The organism is Leifsonia sp. YAF41 (assembly GCF_052113185.1).
In the GTDB taxonomy this organism is placed as follows: Bacteria; Actinomycetota; Actinomycetes; order Actinomycetales; family Microbacteriaceae; genus Cryobacterium.
This window is the reverse complement of sequence record NZ_JBFRCS010000001.1, coordinates 42,147-61,475: the sequence shown is the minus strand read 5'-3', so window position 1 is coordinate 61,475 and position 19,329 is coordinate 42,147. Positions and strand designations below refer to the sequence as shown.

Here is a 19,329-nt window from a genome sequence, read left to right as displayed (position 1 = left end):
TGCATGAACATCCCCCTCGACCTGTCGTGGATCGAAGCCGTCATGCTCGCTAGTGTGCGCATGACCGCATTCATCGTGATTGCGCCACCGTTCTCGTACCGGGCGATCCCCGCGCGCATCAAAGCGATGCTCGGCCTCGGCCTCGGCGTTGCCGTGGCGCCGCGGGTGGTCCCCGGCTACCAGTCGCTCGACACCGCCGGATTCTTCGGCGCGCTTGTGCTCGAACTTCTGGTCGGGGCGACACTCGGTTTCTTGGTCTTTCTCGTCTTCAGCGCCGTGCAGTCCGCCGGAAACCTGATCGACATGTTCGGCGGCTTTCAAATGGCGCAGGGTTTCGATCCGGGCAGCCAGATCAACGGCGCTCAATTCAGCCGTCTCTTTCACATGATCGCCCTCGCCCTGTTGTTCACCTCGGGCGGCTACCAGCTCATCATCGGTGGACTTGTGCGCAGCTACGACGCGCTTCCGCTCGGTGGGGGCATGAACCTCGCCGACCCGGCTCAACTGATGGTGACCGGCCTCTCTCAAATGTTCCTCTCAGCGGTGCAGATTGCCGGCCCGCTCATTGTTGTTCTGTTTCTCGCCGACGCGGGTCTCGGATTGCTGACCCGGGTTGCTCCGGCCCTGAACGCCTTCGCCATGGGCTTCCCGCTCAAGGTGCTGTTGACCCTTTCCCTGGGCGGCCTCGTTATTGCCGCCCTCCCCGACGTCGTCGGTTCGCTCACCGACGATGCCCTACGCATGATGTCGGGGGTGAAATAGTGTCTGACGCTTCGGAAAGAACAGAGGACGCCACTGAGAAGCGGATGAAGGAAGTCCGCGAGAAGGGCAAACTTCAGAAGTCTCAGGACGTGACGGCATGGCTCGGTGTCGGTGCCGCGGTGATCATGCTGCCCGCCACCATTGCCGCGGGAGCGACAGCAGCCACCCACCAAATGTTCACCGTCGGCGCCGTGGCCAAGGAGCCGGAGATCGCCGGTGTGCTCACCGCTTTGAACGACGGGCTGTCGTCGATCATGCCCACCATTGCCCTGATGCTCGCCGCGGTCGTGGTGGCGGTTCTCGTGGGATCCGTCGCCCAGGGCGGCGTGCACGTGAAGAAGTTCACGGGCAAGTACGAACAGTTCGATGTGGTGAAGGGCATCGCCCGGGTTTTTGGCACCCAGGCACTGTGGCAGGGACTGAAAACCCTGCTGAAGACCGCCGTGGTCGGCCTCGTTCTGTACGCCGTCATCCAGGGGCTGATGCCCGTCTTGATGACGTCGGGTGGGTTGAGCGTTCAAGCCATCGTCGCCGCAGCGTCCGCGGGCGCCTCCTCCCTGATGATCTCGGCTGTGGCCGCCGGGCTCCTGCTTGCCGCAGCCGACGTCTTCGTCGTGATGAAGCGCAACCGCAAGCAGACCCGGATGACGAAGAAGGAGGTCAAAGACGAGAACAAGAACTCCGACGGCGACCCCTTGGTGAAGTCGCAGCGGCGTTCGCGTCAGCTCGAGATGAGCCGCAACCGGATGATCGCATCCGTCGCCACCGCCGATGTGGTGATCGTGAACCCCACCCACGTCGCCGTGGCTCTCAAATACGAGCCCGGCAAGTCGGCGCCGCGCCTGGTGGCCAAAGGTTCAGGGCACAATGCCACCCGCATCCGTGAAGAAGCGGCGGCCGAGAACGTGCCCATGGTTTCCGACATCCCGCTCGCCCGGGCGCTCCACGCCGCCTGCGAGGTCGGGCACGAGATACCCGTCGAGTTCTACAACGCTGTCGCTCGAGTTCTCACTTTCGTCGCAGCACTGAAACGTCGTGGCGCCGCTTCCGGCGTGCACAGCATGACTGTCCCCACCCTCAGTTCCGGAGGAAAATAGTGAACAACCGCAACCTGTCAAAGATCGCCGTTCCGATCGGTGTGGTCGGCATTCTGATGCTGCTCATTGTTCCGACACCGGCGCCGATTCTCGACGTGCTGATCATCGTGAACATCGTGCTCGCGCTGGTGATCCTGCTGACGACGATGTTCGTGAAGAAGCCGCTCGACTTCTCGGTCTTTCCTTCGCTGCTGCTCGTCGCGACACTCTTCCGGCTGGGCCTGAACGTCGCCTCGACCCGGCTCGTGCTCGGTGACGGCTATGCCGGCCAGGTGATTCAAGCATTCGGTCATGTCGCCGTCGGCGGCTCGATCATCATCGGGTCCGTCGTCTTCCTGATCCTCGTTGTGATCCAGTTCGTCGTCGTTACCAAGGGTGCCGAGCGAGTGGCCGAGGTCGGCGCGCGCTTCACCCTCGACGCGATGCCCGGCAAGCAGATGGCGATCGACGCCGACCTCAACGCCGGTCTGATCACCGACGTCGAGGCGCGCAAGCGTCGCGCCGACGTCTCGGCCGAGGCCGACTTCTACGGTGCCATGGACGGCGCCTCGAAGTTCGTCAAGGGTGACGCGATTGCCGGAATCATCATCATCATCATCAACGTGATCGGCGGTATCGCCATCGGCATGCTGCAGCGTGGCATGGAGATCGGCGATGCGGTGAACACCTACACGTTGCTGACCATCGGCGACGGCCTGGTCACCCAGATCCCCGCGTTGCTGATGGCCGTCTCGACCGGCATGATCGTCACCCGGTCGAACGCCGAGGAAGACATGGGTTCGACGGCGTCGAAACAGCTCGGCCAGTCGCGCACAGCGCTGCTGATCGCGGGCGGCGCGGCCATCGTGATGGGCTTCATCCCTGGCATGCCGATCATCCCGTTCATCCTGGTCGGCACCTTTCTGATCATCATGGCTCAGCGAATCAGGTCTGCTGAAGCCAAGGCCGGCCGGGATGCCGACGCCACCGCCCGGTTGGAGAGCGCGCCACGGCCCGAGACGACCGAGGACATCATCGACGGGATGCGGGTGCACGCGCTCGAAATTCTTCTCGCGCCCGACCTGGTCGATCTTGTGTCGGGGGCGAGTGACGACCTGCTGGCCCGGGTGAAGGCGCTGCGCAAGAAGATCGCGATGGATATGGGTTTCGTGGTGCCCCCGGTGCGCACCCGCGACAATCTGGAGCTTCCGCTCTCGACCTACTCTCTGCGCATCGCGGGGGTGGAGGTCGGTCGCGGAATCGCCCCGCCCGGCAAAATTCTCGCCCTCGGCGACTTTCTCGACGGTCTCCCGGGTGAGGTGACCGTTGAGCCGGTCTTCGGGCTGGCCGGCAAATGGGTGCCGAGTGAGATGCGTCACGCTGCCGAAATGACCGGAGCGATCGTCATTGACCGGGTGTCGGTCGTCGTCACCCACCTGTCTGCGGTCATCACTGACAACGCTGCGCGGTTGCTTTCGCGTGAGGATGTGCGGGTGCTCACCGACAGCGTCAAGGCGGTGAACCCGTCGGCCGTCGACGAACTGACACCGTCGCCCCTCAGCCTGTCCGAACTGCAGCGGGTGCTGCAGGGCTTGCTCACCGAAAAGGTGCCGATCAACGACCTGGCACGCATCTACGAAGCGCTGTCGTTGCGGGCCAAGGTGTCGGTGGACCCGGAGGGGCTGATCGAAGCCGCACGTCAGGCACTCGGCCCGGCACTTTCGGCGCAGTACCTCGACGACGGTGTGCTGCGTGTCATCATGATCGACCCGGTGCTTGAACAGTCGCTCGTCGAAGGGCTTCGGCCCACGGAGTTCGGCAGCCAGATTCTGATCGACGCGGACCGGATCGAGACGGTGGTCGGCTCACTCAAGGCGGCACTGGCCGCAATCGAGCCGCAAGGATTCTCGGCTGTTCTGGTCTGCGCCCCGACGCTGCGCCCGGCCTTGCGCCGGCTCGTCTCCGCCCAGGTGAACGGGATCCCGGTTCTCTCCTATCAGGAGGCGACAGTGTCCAATATCCAGATCGAAACTGTGGGGGTGGTGCGCCGTGACGACGCACTTACTGCTTAAAGGCGAGAGCCTGGAGGCCTTGAGGGCCCAGGTGATCGCCGAGCACGGATCTGCGGCCCGCATCATCAAAGCCGAGAGCGTGGTCCAAGGCGGAATCGGTGGGTTTCTGGCCAAGCGCTACTTCGAAGTGACCGTCGAAGTTCCGACGCCACAGGTCATCCGAGTACCGGGGGAGTCGGCCCAAGCCGCTTCGGGTGCGGCGACGCCCAACACTGTTCACGGAATGGTGCTGCCGAGTCGGTCGGGGATCGCCGCTCTCTTGGCGGACGCCGATGAGGCGGAAGACCGTCTGGCGGAGCCGATGACGCTCTCGACGAGTTCCGCACGATTCGACCAACTCTTCGACGAGCTGTCGGCGAGGGTCGCCCCCGGCGATGAGCCGGACCTGCCGGGGCAACAGCTCAGTCTGACCGCGCTCCCGTCGCCCGCTCTGCATCCCGAGACTTCGTCGTCGCCGGCGTCAGTTCAGTTTCCGCCGCCGGCCCTTCAATTCACACCGATTCCGGCACCGGATCAGGCCCAGACCCCTCCGCTCCCGTCGCGGGCGGCAGGCGATCTCGTGCTGCTCGTCGGCCTGCGCACCGACGCGCTGCGCGTCGCCCACTCACTCTCAGGCCGTTTCGGTCTCTCCGCCGTCTGCGTCGGCGGGACGATCACTCTGAAGAGCGCCTTGACGGTGTCTGACCCGAGGTCGGCAGCACACGCGCGTGCCGACGGAGTGCAGAACGGATGCAGCGTCTTCGTCGCCTACGGGGTCGAACCGGGCACAGACGTGGCAGCCGCAGTTCGCAGTATTGGGGCCGACCAGATCTGGGTGGTTGTCGATGCAGGGCGAAAGCATGAGGACACCCGTCTGTGGGTGCAGAACCTCGCGTCGATGGTGCATATCCATGCCGTCGCGGCCTTCGGACTGGCAACCACTCTGACGCCGGAGTCGGTGAAGGATCTGGGAGTCCCGGTGGGATGGGCAGACGGGCTTCTGCTCGGCGGTTAGTCGACCGAGTCCCGGGCCGCGAGATCGGTCGGTGGACGAAGCTGGCGTGGGGAATCCCGCCTGGCGTGGGAGTTTGCGCACGCCCAGCGGGATTGCGCACGCCCAGTTGCTTTCGTGCGGGCTCGACAGACACGACCGCCGAGACGGCGACGGTGCGCTAGCGGGTGACGAGCGACGCCAGAGGAGCCTTGAGCGGCCAAGTCGGATCGTCAAGAATCAGCTGCGCGGCGACACCGGTGTTCTGGTTCACCACGATCGGCGCCATCAGATTCACCGTTGACTCTTCGTCGCTCGGGTTCACCACCACAAAGACAGCCACGTCTTCGACGGCGGTGAGGTCGATTGACGCGCATTGCTCATCAGACAGCAGGGGCTGGTAATCAGTGAGATGAACCGCTGCATCGAGCAGAAAGAGTCGTGTGTCCGGAAAGCCGTCAGGACGCAGTGAGTAGAGACCGATGCTGCCTTCGACCGCATCCAGGGTGAAATCGCGAAGCGGTTCAAGCCCGAACGGCGGAGCGACGAACTTCAGAACGGTGGTCGCACCGGCATCAGCTGCGCTCAGTTCAGCCGTGCTCATCGGAGGAAGTCCATCAACGTCGGCTGCAGGGTGCGGGCGGTCACGGCCAAAGCCGACTGGTAGCTGACTTCCTGCATTTTCAGCTCCAGGATGATCTTGTTGATGTCGACATCCTCCAGGCCGGCGCGTGTCGCTTCGAGGTCGACTTTGCCGTCCAGGTTCGAGGACTTCGCATCGAGAATCGTTGCTTGGCGGGATCCGACAGTGGACGTAGCGGTCAAAACCGTGTCGAGACGAGTGTCGAGTGTCGCGATGCGGGCGCCGACGTTGACACCACTCCGCAGATCGCTGACGATCGCATCAATTTCGCCGAACATTGAAGCCGCTCCGGCTCCGGCTCCGGGTCCGAAGACCTGGGCTCCGTCGACATCGACCCGAACGGTCGATCCGTCGGAAATTCGTCGCTCGACGGTGCCTTGTCCGCCGGTATAGGCGTAGCCAGGCCCGGGCCCGAAGGCCTGGGCAGCATCCGACGTACCGGCGAAAACACTCCGACCGAGGTAGGTGGAATTCGCCTTGGCGAGCAGTTCATCCCTGATCGATTCGAGCTGCACGGCAATTGCTTCCTTGGCGAGCGGTGAGAGGGCGCCGTCGTTGGCTCCTTGCAGGGTCAAGTCTTTCGCCTTCTTCATCAGTTCGGTGACCGACGCGAGCGTAGAGTCCGCCGTGGTCAGCCATCCGTTGCCATCGTTGATGTTGCGCTCGTACTGCTTGTTCGAATTGATTGCCGCCCGCACGGCCAGTGCGTTTGCGGTTGCCGACGGATCGTCAGACGGGCGCGTGATCGCTTTGCGGCTGCCGGCCTGATCTTGCAGACGAGCAAGTTCCGATGACGAAGTTTGCAGGTTGCGCAGCGACGAATTCATCATCGTCTGCGTCGTGACTCGAGTGATCATCGGTTAGCGTCCTACCAGTCCAGTGCGGTTGATCAAGGTATCGAGCATTTCATCGACGGCTGTGAAGACTCGGGCCGAAGCCTGGTACGCGGTCTGGTTCATCACCAGATTGACGTTCTCTTCGTCAATATCCACCGACGCGTTCGAGAGCTGTGCAGACGACGCGGCGCTTGCTGCCAGGTCTGCCAGCTTCGATTGCTGCAAAGAGTTCTTCGTTGAGACGGCGACGGTGGTGACGAATGTCGACCAGATGGCGTCGGGGGAGCCGGAACCCAGTCGGAGCTGAGCGATCTTGTCGGCGTTTGACCCGTCGACTGACGGCCCGTTGACACCCGACAGCGCGATCTCATCGCCTTGTGTGGGAACAACCTTCAGGCCGAGCGCAGCCGACGTTCCCGGCGTGAAGGTGAAGAAGTTCAACCCCGTCACGCCGGCGGCGTTATACCCGGTGCTGTGAACGCTGTTGACCTGTGCAGCCAGTTTCGTCGCCAGGTTGTTGTACTCCGCAGCCGCCTCGGCCAGCGGTCCACCCTTGCCGCCGGCAACGGCGGGCGCGAGAACCGAGAGCGAACCGGCGAGTTCGCCGCTGCTGAGCGCTACCGGGCGCCCGGGGTGATCCGCCCATTCAAGCGTCACTCCGGTGCCCTCGATCGACGACGAGCCGCCGAACACGACCGCGTTGGCGGTGTCGCCTGACACGAGCACGTTGCCACCGATCACCACGTCGACGGTGCCGTCCGGGCGTTCGTTGACCGTTCCGCCCGCCAGGGAAGCGATCGCGGTGGTGTACTGGCTGCGCTGATCGAGAAGTTCATTCACGGAACCACCGCGGCTGAGCGTGTCACGAATGATCACATTCAGTTCTGCGACCTGGTTTGCAGCGAAGTTGAGCTCTTTGGTCTGGGCGTCGGCACTGCCGCGGACCGCGTTCCATTCGGTGGCCACCGCGTTGTAGCCGGCGGCGATCTGCGAGACGAGCACGTTGGCTTCTTCGATCACAACGGCACCGGCCGCCGCTTTGCTCGCATTGTTTGCGAGGTCCTGCCAGGACGACCAAAAGTCACCGAGCTGGGCGGAAATGCCGTTCGTGCCCGGTTCATTGAGCGACTTCTCGAGGTTGCTCAGCGAGTTGGCGCGAACGTTCGCGTAGCCGGAGGAGCCAAACGTCGTGCGCACGCGCGCATCGAGGAAGACATCCCCGATTCGATCGATACCCGTGACGGTGACGCCCTGGCCGGCCGCGGCCAGCCGGGTGGAGATGCGGCCGGTCGCCGCGAGGGGATTCATCGCATCCTGGGTGACGCGCTGGCGGGTGTAGCCGGCTGTCTTCGCGTTGGCGATGTTCTGTCCGGTGACTTCGATTCCGGTCCGGGATGCGACAAGGCCGGAATAGGCCGTGTTGAGGCCGCTGAAAGTGCTCACTAGATGTCCTTATCCACGAGGCGGGAAGATTCGGGGCGAGAAGATGCGTTCCCCCGGGCGTCGTACGTGTTGGCCGAGATGACGGTGCCCGCGAGTGTCTCCTGTGTGGAGCGTGAAGCCGCGCGCAGAAGCTGTTCGTTGGCGTCGCGCACATCACGGATCTGGTTGGTGAGATCGAGCAGGCCGTCAAGGTGTGACTCGAGAATCTCGGACCAGACACCGTCGGGGGCAACGGCAATCAGTTCACGCAGGGTGGCATCTTCAGCGGTGCCCCACTCCACAGCAACGGCGGCGACCTCGACCGATCGGGCAAGACCCAGGGTGCGAAGGCGGCCGGTGACCTGTTCGATTTCGTCAGATGCACGTTGAATCCAGCGGGTCTTTCCGCTGGTGAGCAGAAGTCGTTCGACCTCAAGCTTGAAGACCAGGAGCTCCAACAGCTCGCGTTCTTTCCACAGCACTGCGGAGAGTTCGTGAATGCTCAAGGGCACCTCCTCGGGGGTTGATCGGGGCCTCGGTGGTGGGGCAGTACCACGTCACTTGCTTCCCGTAACAGGCACTATCGGCCGGTGAATGGTCGATGTAAGCGGCAAATTCAGGATAATCGTGTCCCCCTAAGATAGGACGCTGTCTGCCCCGTAATGGGGGTCAAAATCTCAAGTTTTAAAAACCCTGGCTTGTAGGTTTGAGGAAGGCAGTACACAGCTTTTTTTCAGGTGCACGATGAGGGAGAAACCGAGCGTATCGGCTCGGTTCATACGGTCGTGCCCGCGAGCAAACAGGGGTCAAGGAATTGAATCAGGAACGTCGCAACAAGATGGTCGTGGACAACCTTCCGCTCGTCGGTTACCTCGTTTCTGAGGTCTGGGCGAAAGCCCGTCATCTCTCGAGGGATGACCTCGCCTCGGCAGGCGCGCTCGCTCTGATCACCTCGGCCGATGCATTCAACCCCGAACTCGGAATTCCGTTCGGCGCATTCGCCCGGCGCCGAATCATTGGGGCGTTCGCCGACGAGATGCGCTCGGCAGACTGGGCAACGCGATCGGCACGGCGCCGCATTAAAGAGACCCTTGCCGTTCAGGAAACACTCGCTGCCCACCTCGGACGCACCCCGAACGTCGACGAGATCGCTTCGGCACTGGGTGTAGACCGCAGCGTCGCGGCCGTCGGCTTGGCCGATGCCTCACGCACGCTGTCGGCTCTTGACGATGTCACCGCTGAGTTTCTCGTCGCTGATTCCGCGATGCCCGAAGACACACTTCTTGCTGCCGAGCGCCTCGCCTACCTCCGTGCCGCGGTCGATTCCCTTCCCGAAAAGATGCGTTTCATTGTCGAGCAGGTCTACTTCGGTGACCGCTCGGTCAAGGATGTCGCTGCCGAATTGGGCACGACGCACTCGGCGGTGTCCCAGCAACGCGCCGAGGCCATCCGACTGCTTCGTGACGGCCTCGCCACTCACTACGCAGACTCTGAAGCGGAAGAGAACAGCTACGTGCTGCAGTCACGGATCGCTCCAGCCAATCGCAGCGCCTACCTCGCTCGCTTGGCCGACCACGCGCTCTACGGAATCAACCGCATCGCCCAGGCGAGCCTCAGCGCTCCCGGTCAGGCCGTGTCCTGAGGTGCCCGCTCCAATTGAGCTCGAGACGGAGCGTTAGGCTGAACTCATGCTGGTTTTGACACGCAAACTGGGGGAGAAAATCCTCATCGGTGACGACATCGTCGTCACCGTGCTCGACGTGCGCGGCGACAGCATCCGGCTGGGGGTCGACGCTCCGCGTGGAGTGCGAATTCAGCGCGATGAGGTTGTGCGCGCCGTCGCCGAGGCGAACGTTGCCGCGAGCCACACCGACGACTCCGCCGAAGAACGCATTAAGGCAAGCCTGGGGGGCATTCTGGGCACTGCAACGCCGGCCGGTTCCGCGCCGACGAGCGCAACCGAAGCGACTGCGGATGACGCGACCGTCGAGGTCGCTGTTCCGGTCGCGGTTCGTCCGCGACCTCGTCCCTCGGCATCCGTGCCGTCGTTGGCAGTGGCTCAGGCGCCGACCGCGTAAGTGCCGCCTGCTCAGACGTCGAACGCTCAGACGTCGATCGCGTAGATGAACGACTCCTGCACCATGCCGAGCCAGTCGTAGAGATCGTTCAAGAACTCGGCCTCCTCACCATCGAGGTGGATCTCACCATCGGGTGACATCTTCAGCCGTTCGGCCAGCGTGAGACGCAGATCCGTCAAGGCACGCAGCCAGCTCAACACGGCCGGCCCCTCGATGACGACCAACTCGTGTGACTCGATGTTCTCGGTGCGGGTCGACTCGGTGTGGTCGGGCAGCAGATCGTCGACCCCCTGCACGTTCGCGAGCGTGTCACGCACCAGGGTGGCGTTCTCGATTTTCTGATCGAGCAACCCGCTTGCCGTGAAGCGGCGAAACTCCTCGGCCGCTTCAGGGTCGTCGCTGTACGCATCGGGCAGCATCCGCTGGATTGCCGGGTCGGAGTCCAGTGCGCCGTCGTCGTCGGCCCCCGAAAGAAGCTCGACCAGCTGGCTTGTTGCCAGGCGCAGCAGCTCCACCTCGACCGGCGCGAACCAGGCGGTGAGGCCACCGTCGGTGCTCCGCTCGACATTCATGATCGCTCCGCTCTGGCACTGCTCTGTGACATTACTGTTCCGCCCTGGCCAGTGTTGCCCACAGCCCGAAGCCGTGCAGGGCCTCGACATGGCGTTCCATTTCCTCACGGTTGCCCGTGGCGACGACGGCCCGGCCATCGTTGTGCACCTGCAGCATGAGACGTTCGGATTCCGCAGGAGTGAAGCCGAAGTAGCTGCGAAAGACATACGAAACGTACGACATCAGGTTGACCGGATCATTCCAGACGATCGTCACCCAGGGACTCTGCAAGCCGACCGCTTCACGCAGGTCGACGCCCAGATCTTCGCGCACATCAGGATGCGCACTCGTCACCGTCATCTTCTCAGCCTGACAGGTCGACGGCGGGGCGTCCAACCGTCTTCGCGCACATCAGGATGCGCACTCGTCACGGTCATCTTCTCAGCCTGACAGGTCGACGGCGGGGCGTCCAACCCTGACGCGGATGCCGCAGCATCCGTCACGACACGTGCCCGGCCCTGTAGTTTGGGGGAGCGGGGTGGGGGCAGGGGTGCTTTCATCGTGCGACGCGGTCGGAATCGACCCAGCGTGTCACCACAGTCCGTGTCTCTGCGGACCGAAAGGACCACACATGTTCGACTTTCTGTTTGGCCCAGTCGCCGGCATTATCGGGGCGTCCCTCTTTGTCTTTCTGATTGCGCTGATCTACGCGAAGAGCGTTTACAAGAACGCCGGACCCGACGAGGCGCTGGTCATCACCGGCAAGAAGTCCCGCAAGACCGTCGTCGACGGCACGACCACCGAGCACTCGGGTCAGCGCGTCGTGCACGGGCAGGGCGTGTTCATCACCCCGTTCTTCCAGAAGGCCTTCAAGATCAGCCTCCGAAGCCGGGCAATTGAGATCACTGCCGTTGCGCAGGACAAGAACGGAATCACTCTGACCGTTGAAGCCGTTGCGATCGTCAAGGTGGGCGACGATCCGTTGGCGATCCGGGCAGCGGCGCAGCGCTTCTTGGGGCAGGACAAGAACATCGACAACTTCGCCCAGGAAGTGTTGTCGGGGTCGCTCCGTTCGTCGATCGGCGCCACCGACGTGATGACGATCATCCAGAAGCGTGACGAGTTGGGTTCCTCGGTACTCGCGACCGCTCGCGAGTCTCTGGCCAACCAGGGCCTCGATGTCGACTCCTTCGAGATCAAGGGCATCACCGACGAGAACGACTACATCCGCGACATCGGTCGTGCCGAACAGGCCAAGGTACGTCGTCAGGCAGAGGTCGCCGAGCACCAGGCGAACCGTGAAGCCCAGGAAGCAGCGATCAGCGCGGAGCAGGCCGTCGCCGAGGCGCAGAACACGCTGGCGCTTCGCAAGGCCGCCCTGCAGCTCGACACCGACAAGGCAGCAGCCGAGGCTGCGGCGGCCAAGCCGCTCGCCGAGGCGAAGGCTCAGCAGGCCATCGTGCAGGAGCAGGAACTGACCGCCCAGCGCCGGGCCAATCTGCGCAAGGCCGAGCTCGATTCCGAGGTCAACGCGGTCGCCGACGCCGATGCCTACCGGGTGAGGGTTGCCGCTGCCGCCGCGGCAGAGGCAGCCGTGACCGCGGCCAACGCCGACCGTGACAGCCGTGTCGCCACCGCGGAGGCCATCCGTGCCGAAGGTCAGGCAGAGGCAGACGCCATTCTGGCCAAGGGAACCGCTGAAGCCGAAGCCACTCGGTTGAGCGCCGAGGCACTGGCGCAGCAGTCAGAGGCGTTCTTGCAGTTGCGCATGGTCGAGATGCTTCCGCAGATCGCGCACGAACTTGCCGCGCCGATGGGCAACATCGATCAGCTGACCGTGATCTCCACGGATGGCGCCAGCCAGTTGACCAAGAACGTCGCGTCGGGCTTCACCGAGGTTGACTCGGTTCTCACCTCGACCATGGGCATGGGCATCAAGGATCTGCTCAGCGGGCTCGTCGGCGGATCGCTGTCCGGTCACGCGGCAGGTTCTGCAGCGGCCGCAGCGATGCAGGGCGAGATGCGCGCCGGTCAGGCGCTGCCCGGCCACGAACTGCCGGAGCATGCCGCAGAACCGGTGCTGACCGAGTAATACGCTCGGTGATCGAGCTTGTCGAGATCCGGCGAGTCGACCTCTGAACGCGGGTCGCGTGCAGAGGTCGGCCGGCGGGGGTCACTTCGACAAGCTCAGTGCATCGCTCGACAGGCTCGACCACCGGTATTTCGGTGTCGAGAGGTTCGGACCCGGTAGAGACCGCACCCCGCGGAGCCTAACCTGGGCAACACCATGGACTGGTGGAACACCCCCTGGTGGAATGCCGGGGACTACCTCATCGCGCGGGAGATTCTGCAGCGCGGCGTAGCAGCCTGCTTTCTGATCGCCTTCATCTCCGCCTTCAACCAGTTTCCGGCGCTGCTCGGCGATCACGGTCTGTTGCCCGTCGCCCGGTTTGTCAGCCGCATCAGATTTCGCGATTTCCCGAGTCTGTTCCACTGGCGCTATTCCGACCGGATGCTGCGAACATTGGCCGTTGCGGGGGCAGTCGGTGCGGCGACACTCATCGTCGGGCTTCCGCAGCTCGGGCCGCCGTGGCTGCCGCTGCTGATCTTCCTGCTGCTCTGGGCGATCGACCTGTCGATCGTCAACGTCGGCCAGACCTTCTACTCCTTTGGTTGGGAAAGTCTGCTGCTGGAGGCCGGCTTCGTAGTCGCCTTCCTCGGCTCGAACGAGGTGGCGCCGCCGCTGGTCGTGATCCTGTTCCTCAGATGGCTGGTCTTCCGGCTCGAGTTCGGCGCGGGCATGATCAAGATGCGCGGCGGGCCGGAATGGCGCGACCTGACGGCGCTGTACTTTCACCATGAGACCCAGCCGATGCCCAACCCGGTCAGCTGGTACGTGCATCATCTTCCGAAATGGATGCATCGCGGCGAGGTGCTCGGCAACCACTTTGCCCAGCTGGTCGTGCCGTTCTTTCTGTTCGCGCCGCAACCGGTCGCCTCGGTCGCGGCCGGCGTCATGATCCTCACCCAGCTCTGGCTCGTGTTCACCGGCAACTTCGCCTGGCTGAACTGGATCACCATCGTGCTCGCGTGCTCGGCCGTCGATGACCGCACGTTTCAGACGATCCTTCCCGGTCTGTCCACCGGGCCGGCGGCATCCGTCTCGCCGCTCTGGTTCGTGCTTCTCGTCTCCGCCGTGACGGTGTGGCTCGTCGTGCTCAGCTATCGCCCCCTGCGCAATCTGTTCGCGCACCGTCAGCTGATGAACGCAAGCTTCAATCGCTATCACCTGGTCAACGCCTACGGCGCGTTCGGCACGGTGACCCGGCACCGGTTCGAAGTTGTCGTGGAGGGAAATGCCGACGCACGGCCGAGCCCCGACGGATGGCGGGAGTACGAGTTTCGGGGCAAGCCGGGTGACCCGAAACGGATGCCCAGACAGTTCGCGCCCTATCACCTGCGTCTGGACTGGCTGATGTGGTTCTTAGCCCTCGGCACTCCCGACACTCGCTGGTTCGAGATGTTGGTGATGCAGCTTCTGGCGGGGGACCGCACCCTGCTGCGGATGCTGCGGGTCAACCCGTTCCCCGACGAACCGCCCCGCTGGATTCGGGCACGCGTGTATCTCTACCGATTCTCGACCCGTGCCGAGCGGCGGGCAGAGGGAATCTGGTGGAGTCGGGTGGAGTTCGGGGAACTCGTCGAGCCGGTCTCTCTGGAGAACATCGCACGCCGGGCCGGCTGACCGCGCATCCGCTCAGTGCCCGCGCAACTCCTCGAGTTCCCGGCGCTCACGCTTCGTCGGACGCCCGGTTCCGCGATCGCGAATGGGCAGCAGCGCGACTTCCTCGCGCGGGGGAGGCGGCGGGGTCAGATCGGTGTAGCACTCGACCGCCACCGCGGCGCCGACCCGTTTGGCCACCACGCGCGTGACAATCACGATGGTGTCGAATCCCGCCGAGCGCACCCGCACTTCATCGCCGACCTTCACCGACTGTGCAGCCTTCGCCCGGTCGCCGTTGACACGCACGTGTCCGGCCCGGCATGCGGCCGTGGCCAGTGAACGCGTCTTGAACAGCCGGACCGCCCAGGTCCAGCTGTCGACGCGCACGGTCGAGAGTGGGTCCATGCTTCGACTCTACGGGTCTTCTCATCTGTGAGCGCCTACAGTTAAGTAGTGAATTCACCCGAGACCTCCACTGTTCCCTCCATTGTCGCCCGCACCGCCGCCGACGAAGTCAACGCGCACCTCGCCAGCTACCCCGACTTCCCCAAAGACGGCATCCTGTTCCAGGATCTCAACCCGGTCTTCGCCAACGCTGCCGCTTTCCGGTCGATCATCGATGCGCTCGTCTCGCGATTCCAGGGTCAGTTCGATGCCGTTGCCGGTATCGAAGCACGCGGCTTTCTGCTGGCAGCGGCGATCGGCTATGCGGCGGATGCCGCGGTTCTGGCCGTGCGCAAGGGCGGCAAGCTTCCGGGCACAGTGCTGACCGAGGAGTACGACCTCGAATACGGTTCGGCCCGTTTGGAGCTTGAGGTCGGTCAGCTTCCGGCCGGCTCTCGCGTGCTGATCGTCGACGACGTGCTCGCCACCGGTGGAACCATCGCGGCCACCGCCCGCCTGGTCGAACGCGCCGGTTACTCGCTGACCGGCGTCGGCGTCGTTCTCGAGCTGGCCGATCTCAACGGGCGCAGCCGACTCGGCGCTGCCGACGTTCACACCATCGTTTCGGTCTGAGTCATTCCCACGCAACGGATGCGGCATGCTTGATCTATGAGCGGCAGCGATGAGGCATGGGTCTACGGACCGGACGGCCACAAGTACTGGGGTCGCTTCGGAGCGGCAGGATTGCTCGTGTATCACCGGGAGCTCGGTGTGCTGTTGCAGCACCGCGCGCTCTGGAGCCACCACGGTGACACCTGGGGGCTTCCGGGCGGAGCCCGTCACGAGCATGAGACGGCGGTCGAGGCCGCCCTCCGTGAAGCCAACGAGGAAGCCGGCGTTCCCGCCGAACTCGTGCGGGTGAGTTTCACCTCCGTGTTCGACCTCGGCTACTGGTCGTACACGACGGTTGTGGCCGTGGCCACCGACCGCTTCGAACCGGTGATCAGTGACCCGGAGAGCATCGAACTGCGCTGGGTTCTGCCGCGCGAGGTCGAGCTGCTCCCGCTGCATCCTGGGTTTGAGGCAAGTTGGTCGGCGCTCCGCACTCGGCTCGGCTGAGCTCGACCGAAACCGGCCGCGTCGAGATCGAATGGTCCCTTGTCTGCTGATTGGTGCCGTGGCCTCCCGGGCAGCGTCGGCCTCTCTCGCTAGAATCAGGTGGTGTGAGAGCTGTAGGGGACAAGGACGCCGGCTCACGAGTGTGGACACTTCCAAACATTCTGTCGTTCGTTCGGCTGGCCTTGGTTCCGGTCTTCCTCTGGCTGATCGTCGAAGGCGAGGACGTCGCCGCGCTGCTGGTGCTCATCGTGTCCAGTGCGACAGACTTTCTCGACGGCTACCTGGCCCGCCGGATGAACCAGATCACCCGACTCGGCCAGCTTCTCGACCCGGCCGCCGACCGGTTGTACATTTTCGCCGCGCTGATCGGTCTGGCCTGGCGAGACCTCGTGCCGTGGTGGATCGTTCTCGTCGTCGTCGGGCGCGACGTTTTTCTGCTCGGTCTCGGTGTCGTCTTGGCCAACTATGGCTTTGGCCCACTGCCGGTACATCAATTGGGCAAAGTCGCCACGTTCTGCCTGTTTTATGCCCTGCCGATGATCATGCTCGGTGAGGCGTTCCCCTCTGTTGCGTGGTGGTCACAACCCGTCGGCTGGGCTTTCGGCCTCTGGGGTGCCTTCCTCTATTGGTGGGCCGGCATCATTTACGCCATTGAAACCGTACGGGTGATTCGCCTGCCGCGCGGCACGGCGCCCGTTCAATCCGATACGCTGGAACACTAGGAGGTCTACGGTGGGAAATTCCGACGAGAAGCACGACACAGAGCGCCAGGTGGCGCCCGACAGCTCGTCGGGGAGCACTGATACGACTCTGAACTTCAGCCAAGAGTTCGCTGCCGCGATGGCCGGCATCGACGCGGATGTCAGTGCCGAAGAGCAGGAAGCGATCGCTGCGCTCCCTTCGGGGTCTGCGCTGCTTGTCGTGCGGCGTGGCCCGAACACGGGTGCGCGTTTCCTCCTCGACGCCGATGTGACGACCGTTGGTCGTCATCCCGAGGCTGACATTTTTCTTGACGACGTCACGGTGTCTCGCCGTCACGCCGAGTTCCTGCGACACGGAACCAAGTTTGAGGTCAAGGACCTGGGTTCCTTGAACGGCACCTATTTCGACGGCGAACGCATCGAATCGGCCGTGCTCACTGACGGCGCAGAGGTGCAGGTCGGAAAGTTCCGACTCACCTTCTACGCATCGAGGCACGACCGCGCGCGTGCGAAGAGCGACTAGTGAGCCCTGTCTCCGCCGCGGCAAAGTCTTCACACGCCGCGCCATTGCTGAGTATTGGGCAGGTTCTCGCTCGGTTGACCCCCGAGTTTCCTGACCTGACACCGTCGAAGCTGCGATTTCTCGAGGAGCAGCGGCTGGTCTTCCCCGCGCGCACCGAATCGGGTTACCGCAAGTTCGGCGCGAGCGACGTCGAGCGCCTCCGGTTGATTCTGTCGACGCAGCGCGACCACTACCTTCCGCTCAAGGTCATTCGCACCTACCTCGAAGAGTTGGATGCGGGACTGTCGCCGACGCTTCCGGGCGGGGCAACTCTCGGACCGACAATGTTGACCACCACGCGGCGGTTCAGCCGTGAGGAATTGCTGCGCGAGGCCGCTGCGTCAACGACGCTGCTTCACGACGCGATCTCCGCATCGATCATCTTGCCGGCCGATCACTACGGCGAAGAGGCCTTGAGCGTGCTCAAAGCCCTGGTCGAGTTGCAGCGCAGTGGCATCGAGCCACGACATTTGCGCGGCTTCCGCGGAGCGGCAGAACGCGAGCTGGGATTGATCGAAAGCGCCCTTGTGCCGCTGTCCCGGCGCAAAGATGCGTCGAGTCGGGCGAAGGCCAGCGAGATGGCGGTGGAGATCGCCGGGCAGCTCGAAGTCGTGCGCGGCAGCCTGATTCGGTCTGCTCTCGGGCGACTTGTCACCTAAAGACGTACACTGGAAAAGCGCCACCGATCGGCTTGGCCACAAATAGTTGGCTCGACACGCCGAATCCGTCTAACGGATGTGAAGGCCGAACGTCCTTTGCCTCGATAGCGTGGTTACTGCGAGCCGTCAGCGTCGCAGACAAACCCCGAGAGGCAAGCGTATGAGTGAACTCAATTCCCAGAGCGAAGCTTCCCGCTACGGTTTGGACCTGCTGTTCACCGACGGACTTCCGGAGCTCGACGAGCACACTGGTTACCGGGGAGCCGTCGCAGCCCGCGCTGCGGGAATCAGCTACCGCCAGCTCGACTATTGGGCACGCACCGAACTCGTGCAGCCGACCGTTCGCGGTGCAGCCGGATCCGGCTCGCAGCGCCTCTACGGATTCCGCGACATCCTCGTTCTGAAGCTCGTTAAGCGTCTTCTCGACACCGGAATCTCGCTTCAGCAGATTCGAACCGCCGTCAATCAGCTGCGTGAGTCCGGCGTGAGCGATCTCGCTCAGACAACCCTGATGAGCGATGGCGCCAGCGTTTACCTGTGCACGTCGAACGACGAAGTCATTGACCTCGTCAGCCGCGGCCAAGGTGTCTTCGGCATCGCCGTCGGCAAGGTGCTGCGTGAGGTGGAATCAAGCCTCGTCGAGCTCGACGTGCAGGCTGTCGACCAGGCTGACGAACTCGCTCAGCGTCGGACGTCGCGCAAAATCTCTTAGTCAGCGGCTCTTCCGATCGTTGATCGAGGAGCAGCCGACGGAGTCGGCCGCATCTCGAGATCTCGCGAGCGGATCCTTGGACGTTGGTTGCGTTTGAGGGTCGGCTCACGCGGTCTCGAGACACGGGCTCGCTTCGCTCGCTCGCCCTCGACCACCGAGGTTGCTAGCGGACTACGCGTCGCGCGGCTTCTCCGCATAGTCGCCGATTCGCGCGGTGCGCAGAACCCGGTCGAGCAGCTGGTCGAAGTAGCGCGCCATTTCCTGCGCGCTGTCGCCTGGCCAGATGTGCAACGGCTTTGCGGCACCCTGCGCCTGCTGCAGCGAGGTACGTTCGGGCAGCTGCGGGCTGAGCACGAGCGGGCCGAACATGTCCCGCAGTTCCTTGATGCGGAACTGGTGCTCCAGCGACGCCGTGCGGGCACGGTTGACGATGATGCCGAGCGGCTGCAGACGCGGGCTGAGCCCACGGCGAATCTCTTCGATGGCGCGCAACGCACGGTCGGCCGCGGCCACCGAGAACAGGCCGGGCTCGGTGACAACGGCCACGCGGTCGCTGGCGGCCCAGGCGGTGCGAGTGAGCGCGTTGAGCGACGGCGCACAGTCGATGAGCACGAGATCGTACTCGTGCTCAACCGTCGACAATGCTTCTTCAAGTTTCCAAATGTCGCGGATGCTGGGGTGCGGTCCGTCGAAATTGATGGCCGACGGGCTTCCGATCAGCACATCGATCGTTCCGGAACGCCCCTTGGTCCAGCCACTCGGGGCGATAGCGGCGCGCACTGTCTTCTCCTTGGGAGAAGCGAGCACATCGGCCACGTTCAGATGGCCGGCCACCTGAATGTCCATACCGGTGGACACATCCGATTGGGGGTCGAGATCAACGACCAAGGTGCGCACACCGCGGGCGAAGGCAGCAGAAGCAAGACCAAGGGTCACCGTGGTCTTTCCTACGCCTCCTTTGAGGGAGCTGACGCTAAGTACGTGCACAAGTAGCTACGTTACCTTCAGTAGGCTTACAGAACCTAACCGTTAGCTGTGTGCCGCACCACGCTCGAAA

General features: G+C 63.7%; 22 protein-coding genes. 14 read left to right on the top strand and 8 right to left on the bottom strand.

Going from position 1 to position 19,329, the window contains the following annotated elements:
* Window positions 1–3: 3 nt before the first annotated feature.
* From fliR to AB4Y63_RS00270, 4 genes are read left to right on the top strand one after another with little or no spacing between them, the layout of a single operon-like run.
* Window positions 4–762 carry a flagellar biosynthetic protein FliR gene (gene fliR, locus AB4Y63_RS00285; protein WP_441789025.1) on the top strand — a complete coding sequence of 253 codons (759 nt, stop codon included), beginning with the start codon at window positions 4–6 and terminating at the stop codon, window positions 760–762.
* Window positions 763–806: 44 nt separating this feature from the next.
* The gene (locus AB4Y63_RS00280) at window positions 807–1,859 is read left to right on the top strand and encodes an EscU/YscU/HrcU family type III secretion system export apparatus switch protein (protein WP_441789024.1); all 1,053 of its coding nucleotides are present in this window, start codon (window positions 807–809) and stop codon (window positions 1,857–1,859) included.
* Between the two features lie 56 nt (window positions 1,860–1,915).
* The gene (locus tag AB4Y63_RS00275; protein WP_441789322.1) at window positions 1,916–3,910 is read left to right on the top strand and encodes a flagellar biosynthesis protein FlhA; all 1,995 of its coding nucleotides are present in this window, start codon (window positions 1,916–1,918) and stop codon (window positions 3,908–3,910) included.
* Window positions 3,888–4,904 carry a hypothetical protein gene (locus AB4Y63_RS00270; protein WP_441789023.1) on the top strand — a complete coding sequence of 339 codons (1,017 nt, stop codon included), beginning with the start codon at window positions 3,888–3,890 and terminating at the stop codon, window positions 4,902–4,904. The genes AB4Y63_RS00275 and AB4Y63_RS00270 overlap by 23 nt, the downstream gene beginning before the upstream one ends.
* A 157-nt stretch (window positions 4,905–5,061) precedes the next feature.
* On the opposite strand, the gene AB4Y63_RS00265 is transcribed toward AB4Y63_RS00270, so the two are convergent.
* The 4 genes from AB4Y63_RS00265 to AB4Y63_RS00250 are packed head-to-tail and all read right to left on the bottom strand — an operon-like array spanning window position 5,062 to window position 8,293.
* Window positions 5,062–5,484: a flagellar assembly protein FliW gene (locus AB4Y63_RS00265; protein WP_441789022.1), complete on the bottom strand. Its 423-nt coding sequence runs from the start codon at window positions 5,482–5,484 to the stop codon at window positions 5,062–5,064.
* A complete protein-coding gene (gene flgL, locus AB4Y63_RS00260) occupies window positions 5,481–6,380 on the bottom strand; it encodes a flagellar hook-associated protein FlgL (protein WP_441789021.1) in 900 nt (299 codons plus the stop codon). The genes AB4Y63_RS00265 and flgL overlap by 4 nt, the downstream gene beginning before the upstream one ends.
* A 3-nt stretch (window positions 6,381–6,383) precedes the next feature.
* Window positions 6,384–7,802, bottom strand: a complete 1,419-nt coding sequence (flgK, locus tag AB4Y63_RS00255; protein WP_441789020.1) for a flagellar hook-associated protein FlgK — start codon at window positions 7,800–7,802, stop codon at window positions 6,384–6,386.
* The gene (locus AB4Y63_RS00250) at window positions 7,802–8,293 is read right to left on the bottom strand and encodes a flagellar protein FlgN (RefSeq protein ID WP_441789019.1); all 492 of its coding nucleotides are present in this window, start codon (window positions 8,291–8,293) and stop codon (window positions 7,802–7,804) included. Before AB4Y63_RS00250 ends, flgK begins: the two co-directional genes overlap by 1 nt.
* Before the next feature lie 302 nt (window positions 8,294–8,595).
* On the opposite strand from AB4Y63_RS00250, the gene AB4Y63_RS00245 reads away from it, so the two are divergent.
* Together AB4Y63_RS00245 and csrA are read left to right on the top strand one after the other, a co-directional pair.
* Entirely contained in the window at window positions 8,596–9,423 is an 828-nt protein-coding gene (locus AB4Y63_RS00245) for a sigma-70 family RNA polymerase sigma factor (protein ID WP_441789018.1), read from the top strand.
* 46 nt (window positions 9,424–9,469) lie between these two features.
* Window positions 9,470–9,859, top strand: coding sequence for a carbon storage regulator CsrA (gene csrA, locus AB4Y63_RS00240; RefSeq protein WP_441789017.1), 390 nt, complete (start codon window positions 9,470–9,472; stop codon window positions 9,857–9,859).
* Window positions 9,860–9,885: 26 nt separating this feature from the next.
* Here csrA and AB4Y63_RS00235 read toward each other — a convergent pair whose 3' ends face one another.
* Both AB4Y63_RS00235 and clpS read right to left on the bottom strand, forming a co-directional pair.
* On the bottom strand, window positions 9,886–10,431 hold the full coding sequence (locus AB4Y63_RS00235; RefSeq protein WP_441789016.1) for a DUF2017 family protein: 546 nt from the start codon (window positions 10,429–10,431) through the stop codon (window positions 9,886–9,888).
* 31 nt (window positions 10,432–10,462) lie between these two features.
* Window positions 10,463–10,771 carry an ATP-dependent Clp protease adapter ClpS gene (clpS, locus tag AB4Y63_RS00230; protein ID WP_441789015.1) on the bottom strand — a complete coding sequence of 103 codons (309 nt, stop codon included), beginning with the start codon at window positions 10,769–10,771 and terminating at the stop codon, window positions 10,463–10,465.
* A 271-nt stretch (window positions 10,772–11,042) separates the two neighbouring features.
* Between clpS and AB4Y63_RS00225 the strand changes: the two genes are divergently transcribed.
* Together AB4Y63_RS00225 and AB4Y63_RS00220 are read left to right on the top strand one after the other, a co-directional pair.
* Window positions 11,043–12,503, top strand: a complete 1,461-nt coding sequence (locus AB4Y63_RS00225) for a flotillin family protein (RefSeq protein WP_441789014.1) — start codon at window positions 11,043–11,045, stop codon at window positions 12,501–12,503.
* A 195-nt stretch (window positions 12,504–12,698) separates the two neighbouring features.
* Window positions 12,699–14,156: a lipase maturation factor family protein gene (locus AB4Y63_RS00220; RefSeq protein ID WP_441789013.1), complete on the top strand. Its 1,458-nt coding sequence runs from the start codon at window positions 12,699–12,701 to the stop codon at window positions 14,154–14,156.
* A 12-nt stretch (window positions 14,157–14,168) separates the two neighbouring features.
* Here AB4Y63_RS00220 and AB4Y63_RS00215 read toward each other — a convergent pair whose 3' ends face one another.
* Entirely contained in the window at window positions 14,169–14,540 is a 372-nt protein-coding gene (locus tag AB4Y63_RS00215) for an RNA-binding S4 domain-containing protein (protein ID WP_441789012.1), read from the bottom strand.
* 48 nt (window positions 14,541–14,588) lie between these two features.
* Here AB4Y63_RS00215 and AB4Y63_RS00210 point away from each other — a divergent pair, with 48 nt between their 5' ends.
* The 6 genes from AB4Y63_RS00210 (at window position 14,589) to AB4Y63_RS00185 (ending at window position 18,272) form a co-directional block, all read left to right on the top strand.
* Window positions 14,589–15,152: an adenine phosphoribosyltransferase gene (locus tag AB4Y63_RS00210; RefSeq protein ID WP_441789011.1), complete on the top strand. Its 564-nt coding sequence runs from the start codon at window positions 14,589–14,591 to the stop codon at window positions 15,150–15,152.
* Window positions 15,153–15,188: 36 nt separating this feature from the next.
* A complete protein-coding gene (locus AB4Y63_RS00205; RefSeq protein WP_441789010.1) occupies window positions 15,189–15,638 on the top strand; it encodes an NUDIX domain-containing protein in 450 nt (149 codons plus the stop codon).
* A gap of 104 nt (window positions 15,639–15,742) precedes the next feature.
* Window positions 15,743–16,360 (top strand): CDP-alcohol phosphatidyltransferase family protein, encoded by a 618-nt coding sequence (locus AB4Y63_RS00200; protein ID WP_441789009.1) that lies wholly within the window; start codon window positions 15,743–15,745, stop codon window positions 16,358–16,360.
* Window positions 16,361–16,409: 49 nt separating this feature from the next.
* A complete protein-coding gene (locus AB4Y63_RS00195; protein WP_441789321.1) occupies window positions 16,410–16,862 on the top strand; it encodes an FHA domain-containing protein in 453 nt (150 codons plus the stop codon).
* On the top strand, window positions 16,862–17,560 hold the full coding sequence (gene ftsR / locus AB4Y63_RS00190; protein ID WP_441789008.1) for a transcriptional regulator FtsR: 699 nt from the start codon (window positions 16,862–16,864) through the stop codon (window positions 17,558–17,560). Before AB4Y63_RS00195 ends, ftsR begins: the two co-directional genes overlap by 1 nt.
* A 160-nt stretch (window positions 17,561–17,720) precedes the next feature.
* Window positions 17,721–18,272, top strand: a complete 552-nt coding sequence (locus tag AB4Y63_RS00185; protein ID WP_441789007.1) for a MerR family transcriptional regulator — start codon at window positions 17,721–17,723, stop codon at window positions 18,270–18,272.
* 171 nt (window positions 18,273–18,443) lie between these two features.
* Here AB4Y63_RS00185 and AB4Y63_RS00180 read toward each other — a convergent pair whose 3' ends face one another.
* The gene (locus AB4Y63_RS00180) at window positions 18,444–19,259 is read right to left on the bottom strand and encodes a ParA family protein (protein ID WP_345061911.1); all 816 of its coding nucleotides are present in this window, start codon (window positions 19,257–19,259) and stop codon (window positions 18,444–18,446) included.
* Window positions 19,260–19,329: the final 70 nt, after the last annotated feature.

Excerpts from the sequence above, each read along its gene's own strand:
- fliR (WP_441789025.1), top strand. The coding sequence starts at position 4 with ATGAACATCCCCCTCGACCTGTCGTGGATCGAAGCCGTCATGCTCGCT.
- AB4Y63_RS00280 (WP_441789024.1), top strand. The coding sequence starts at position 807 with ATGAAGGAAGTCCGCGAGAAGGGCAAACTTCAGAAGTCTCAGGACGTG.
- AB4Y63_RS00275 (WP_441789322.1), top strand. The coding sequence starts at position 1,916 with ATGCTGCTCATTGTTCCGACACCGGCGCCGATTCTCGACGTGCTGATC.
- AB4Y63_RS00265 (WP_441789022.1), bottom strand. The coding sequence starts at position 5,484 with ATGAGCACGGCTGAACTGAGCGCAGCTGATGCCGGTGCGACCACCGTT.
- flgL (WP_441789021.1), bottom strand. The coding sequence starts at position 6,380 with ATGATCACTCGAGTCACGACGCAGACGATGATGAATTCGTCGCTGCGC.
- csrA (WP_441789017.1), top strand. The coding sequence starts at position 9,470 with ATGCTGGTTTTGACACGCAAACTGGGGGAGAAAATCCTCATCGGTGAC.
- AB4Y63_RS00235 (WP_441789016.1), bottom strand. The coding sequence starts at position 10,431 with ATGAATGTCGAGCGGAGCACCGACGGTGGCCTCACCGCCTGGTTCGCG.
- clpS (WP_441789015.1), bottom strand. The coding sequence starts at position 10,771 with ATGACGGTGACGAGTGCGCATCCTGATGTGCGCGAAGATCTGGGCGTC.
- AB4Y63_RS00225 (WP_441789014.1), top strand. The coding sequence starts at position 11,043 with ATGTTCGACTTTCTGTTTGGCCCAGTCGCCGGCATTATCGGGGCGTCC.
- AB4Y63_RS00220 (WP_441789013.1), top strand. The coding sequence starts at position 12,699 with ATGGACTGGTGGAACACCCCCTGGTGGAATGCCGGGGACTACCTCATC.
- AB4Y63_RS00215 (WP_441789012.1), bottom strand. The coding sequence starts at position 14,540 with ATGGACCCACTCTCGACCGTGCGCGTCGACAGCTGGACCTGGGCGGTC.
- AB4Y63_RS00205 (WP_441789010.1), top strand. The coding sequence starts at position 15,189 with ATGAGCGGCAGCGATGAGGCATGGGTCTACGGACCGGACGGCCACAAG.
- AB4Y63_RS00185 (WP_441789007.1), top strand. The coding sequence starts at position 17,721 with ATGAGTGAACTCAATTCCCAGAGCGAAGCTTCCCGCTACGGTTTGGAC.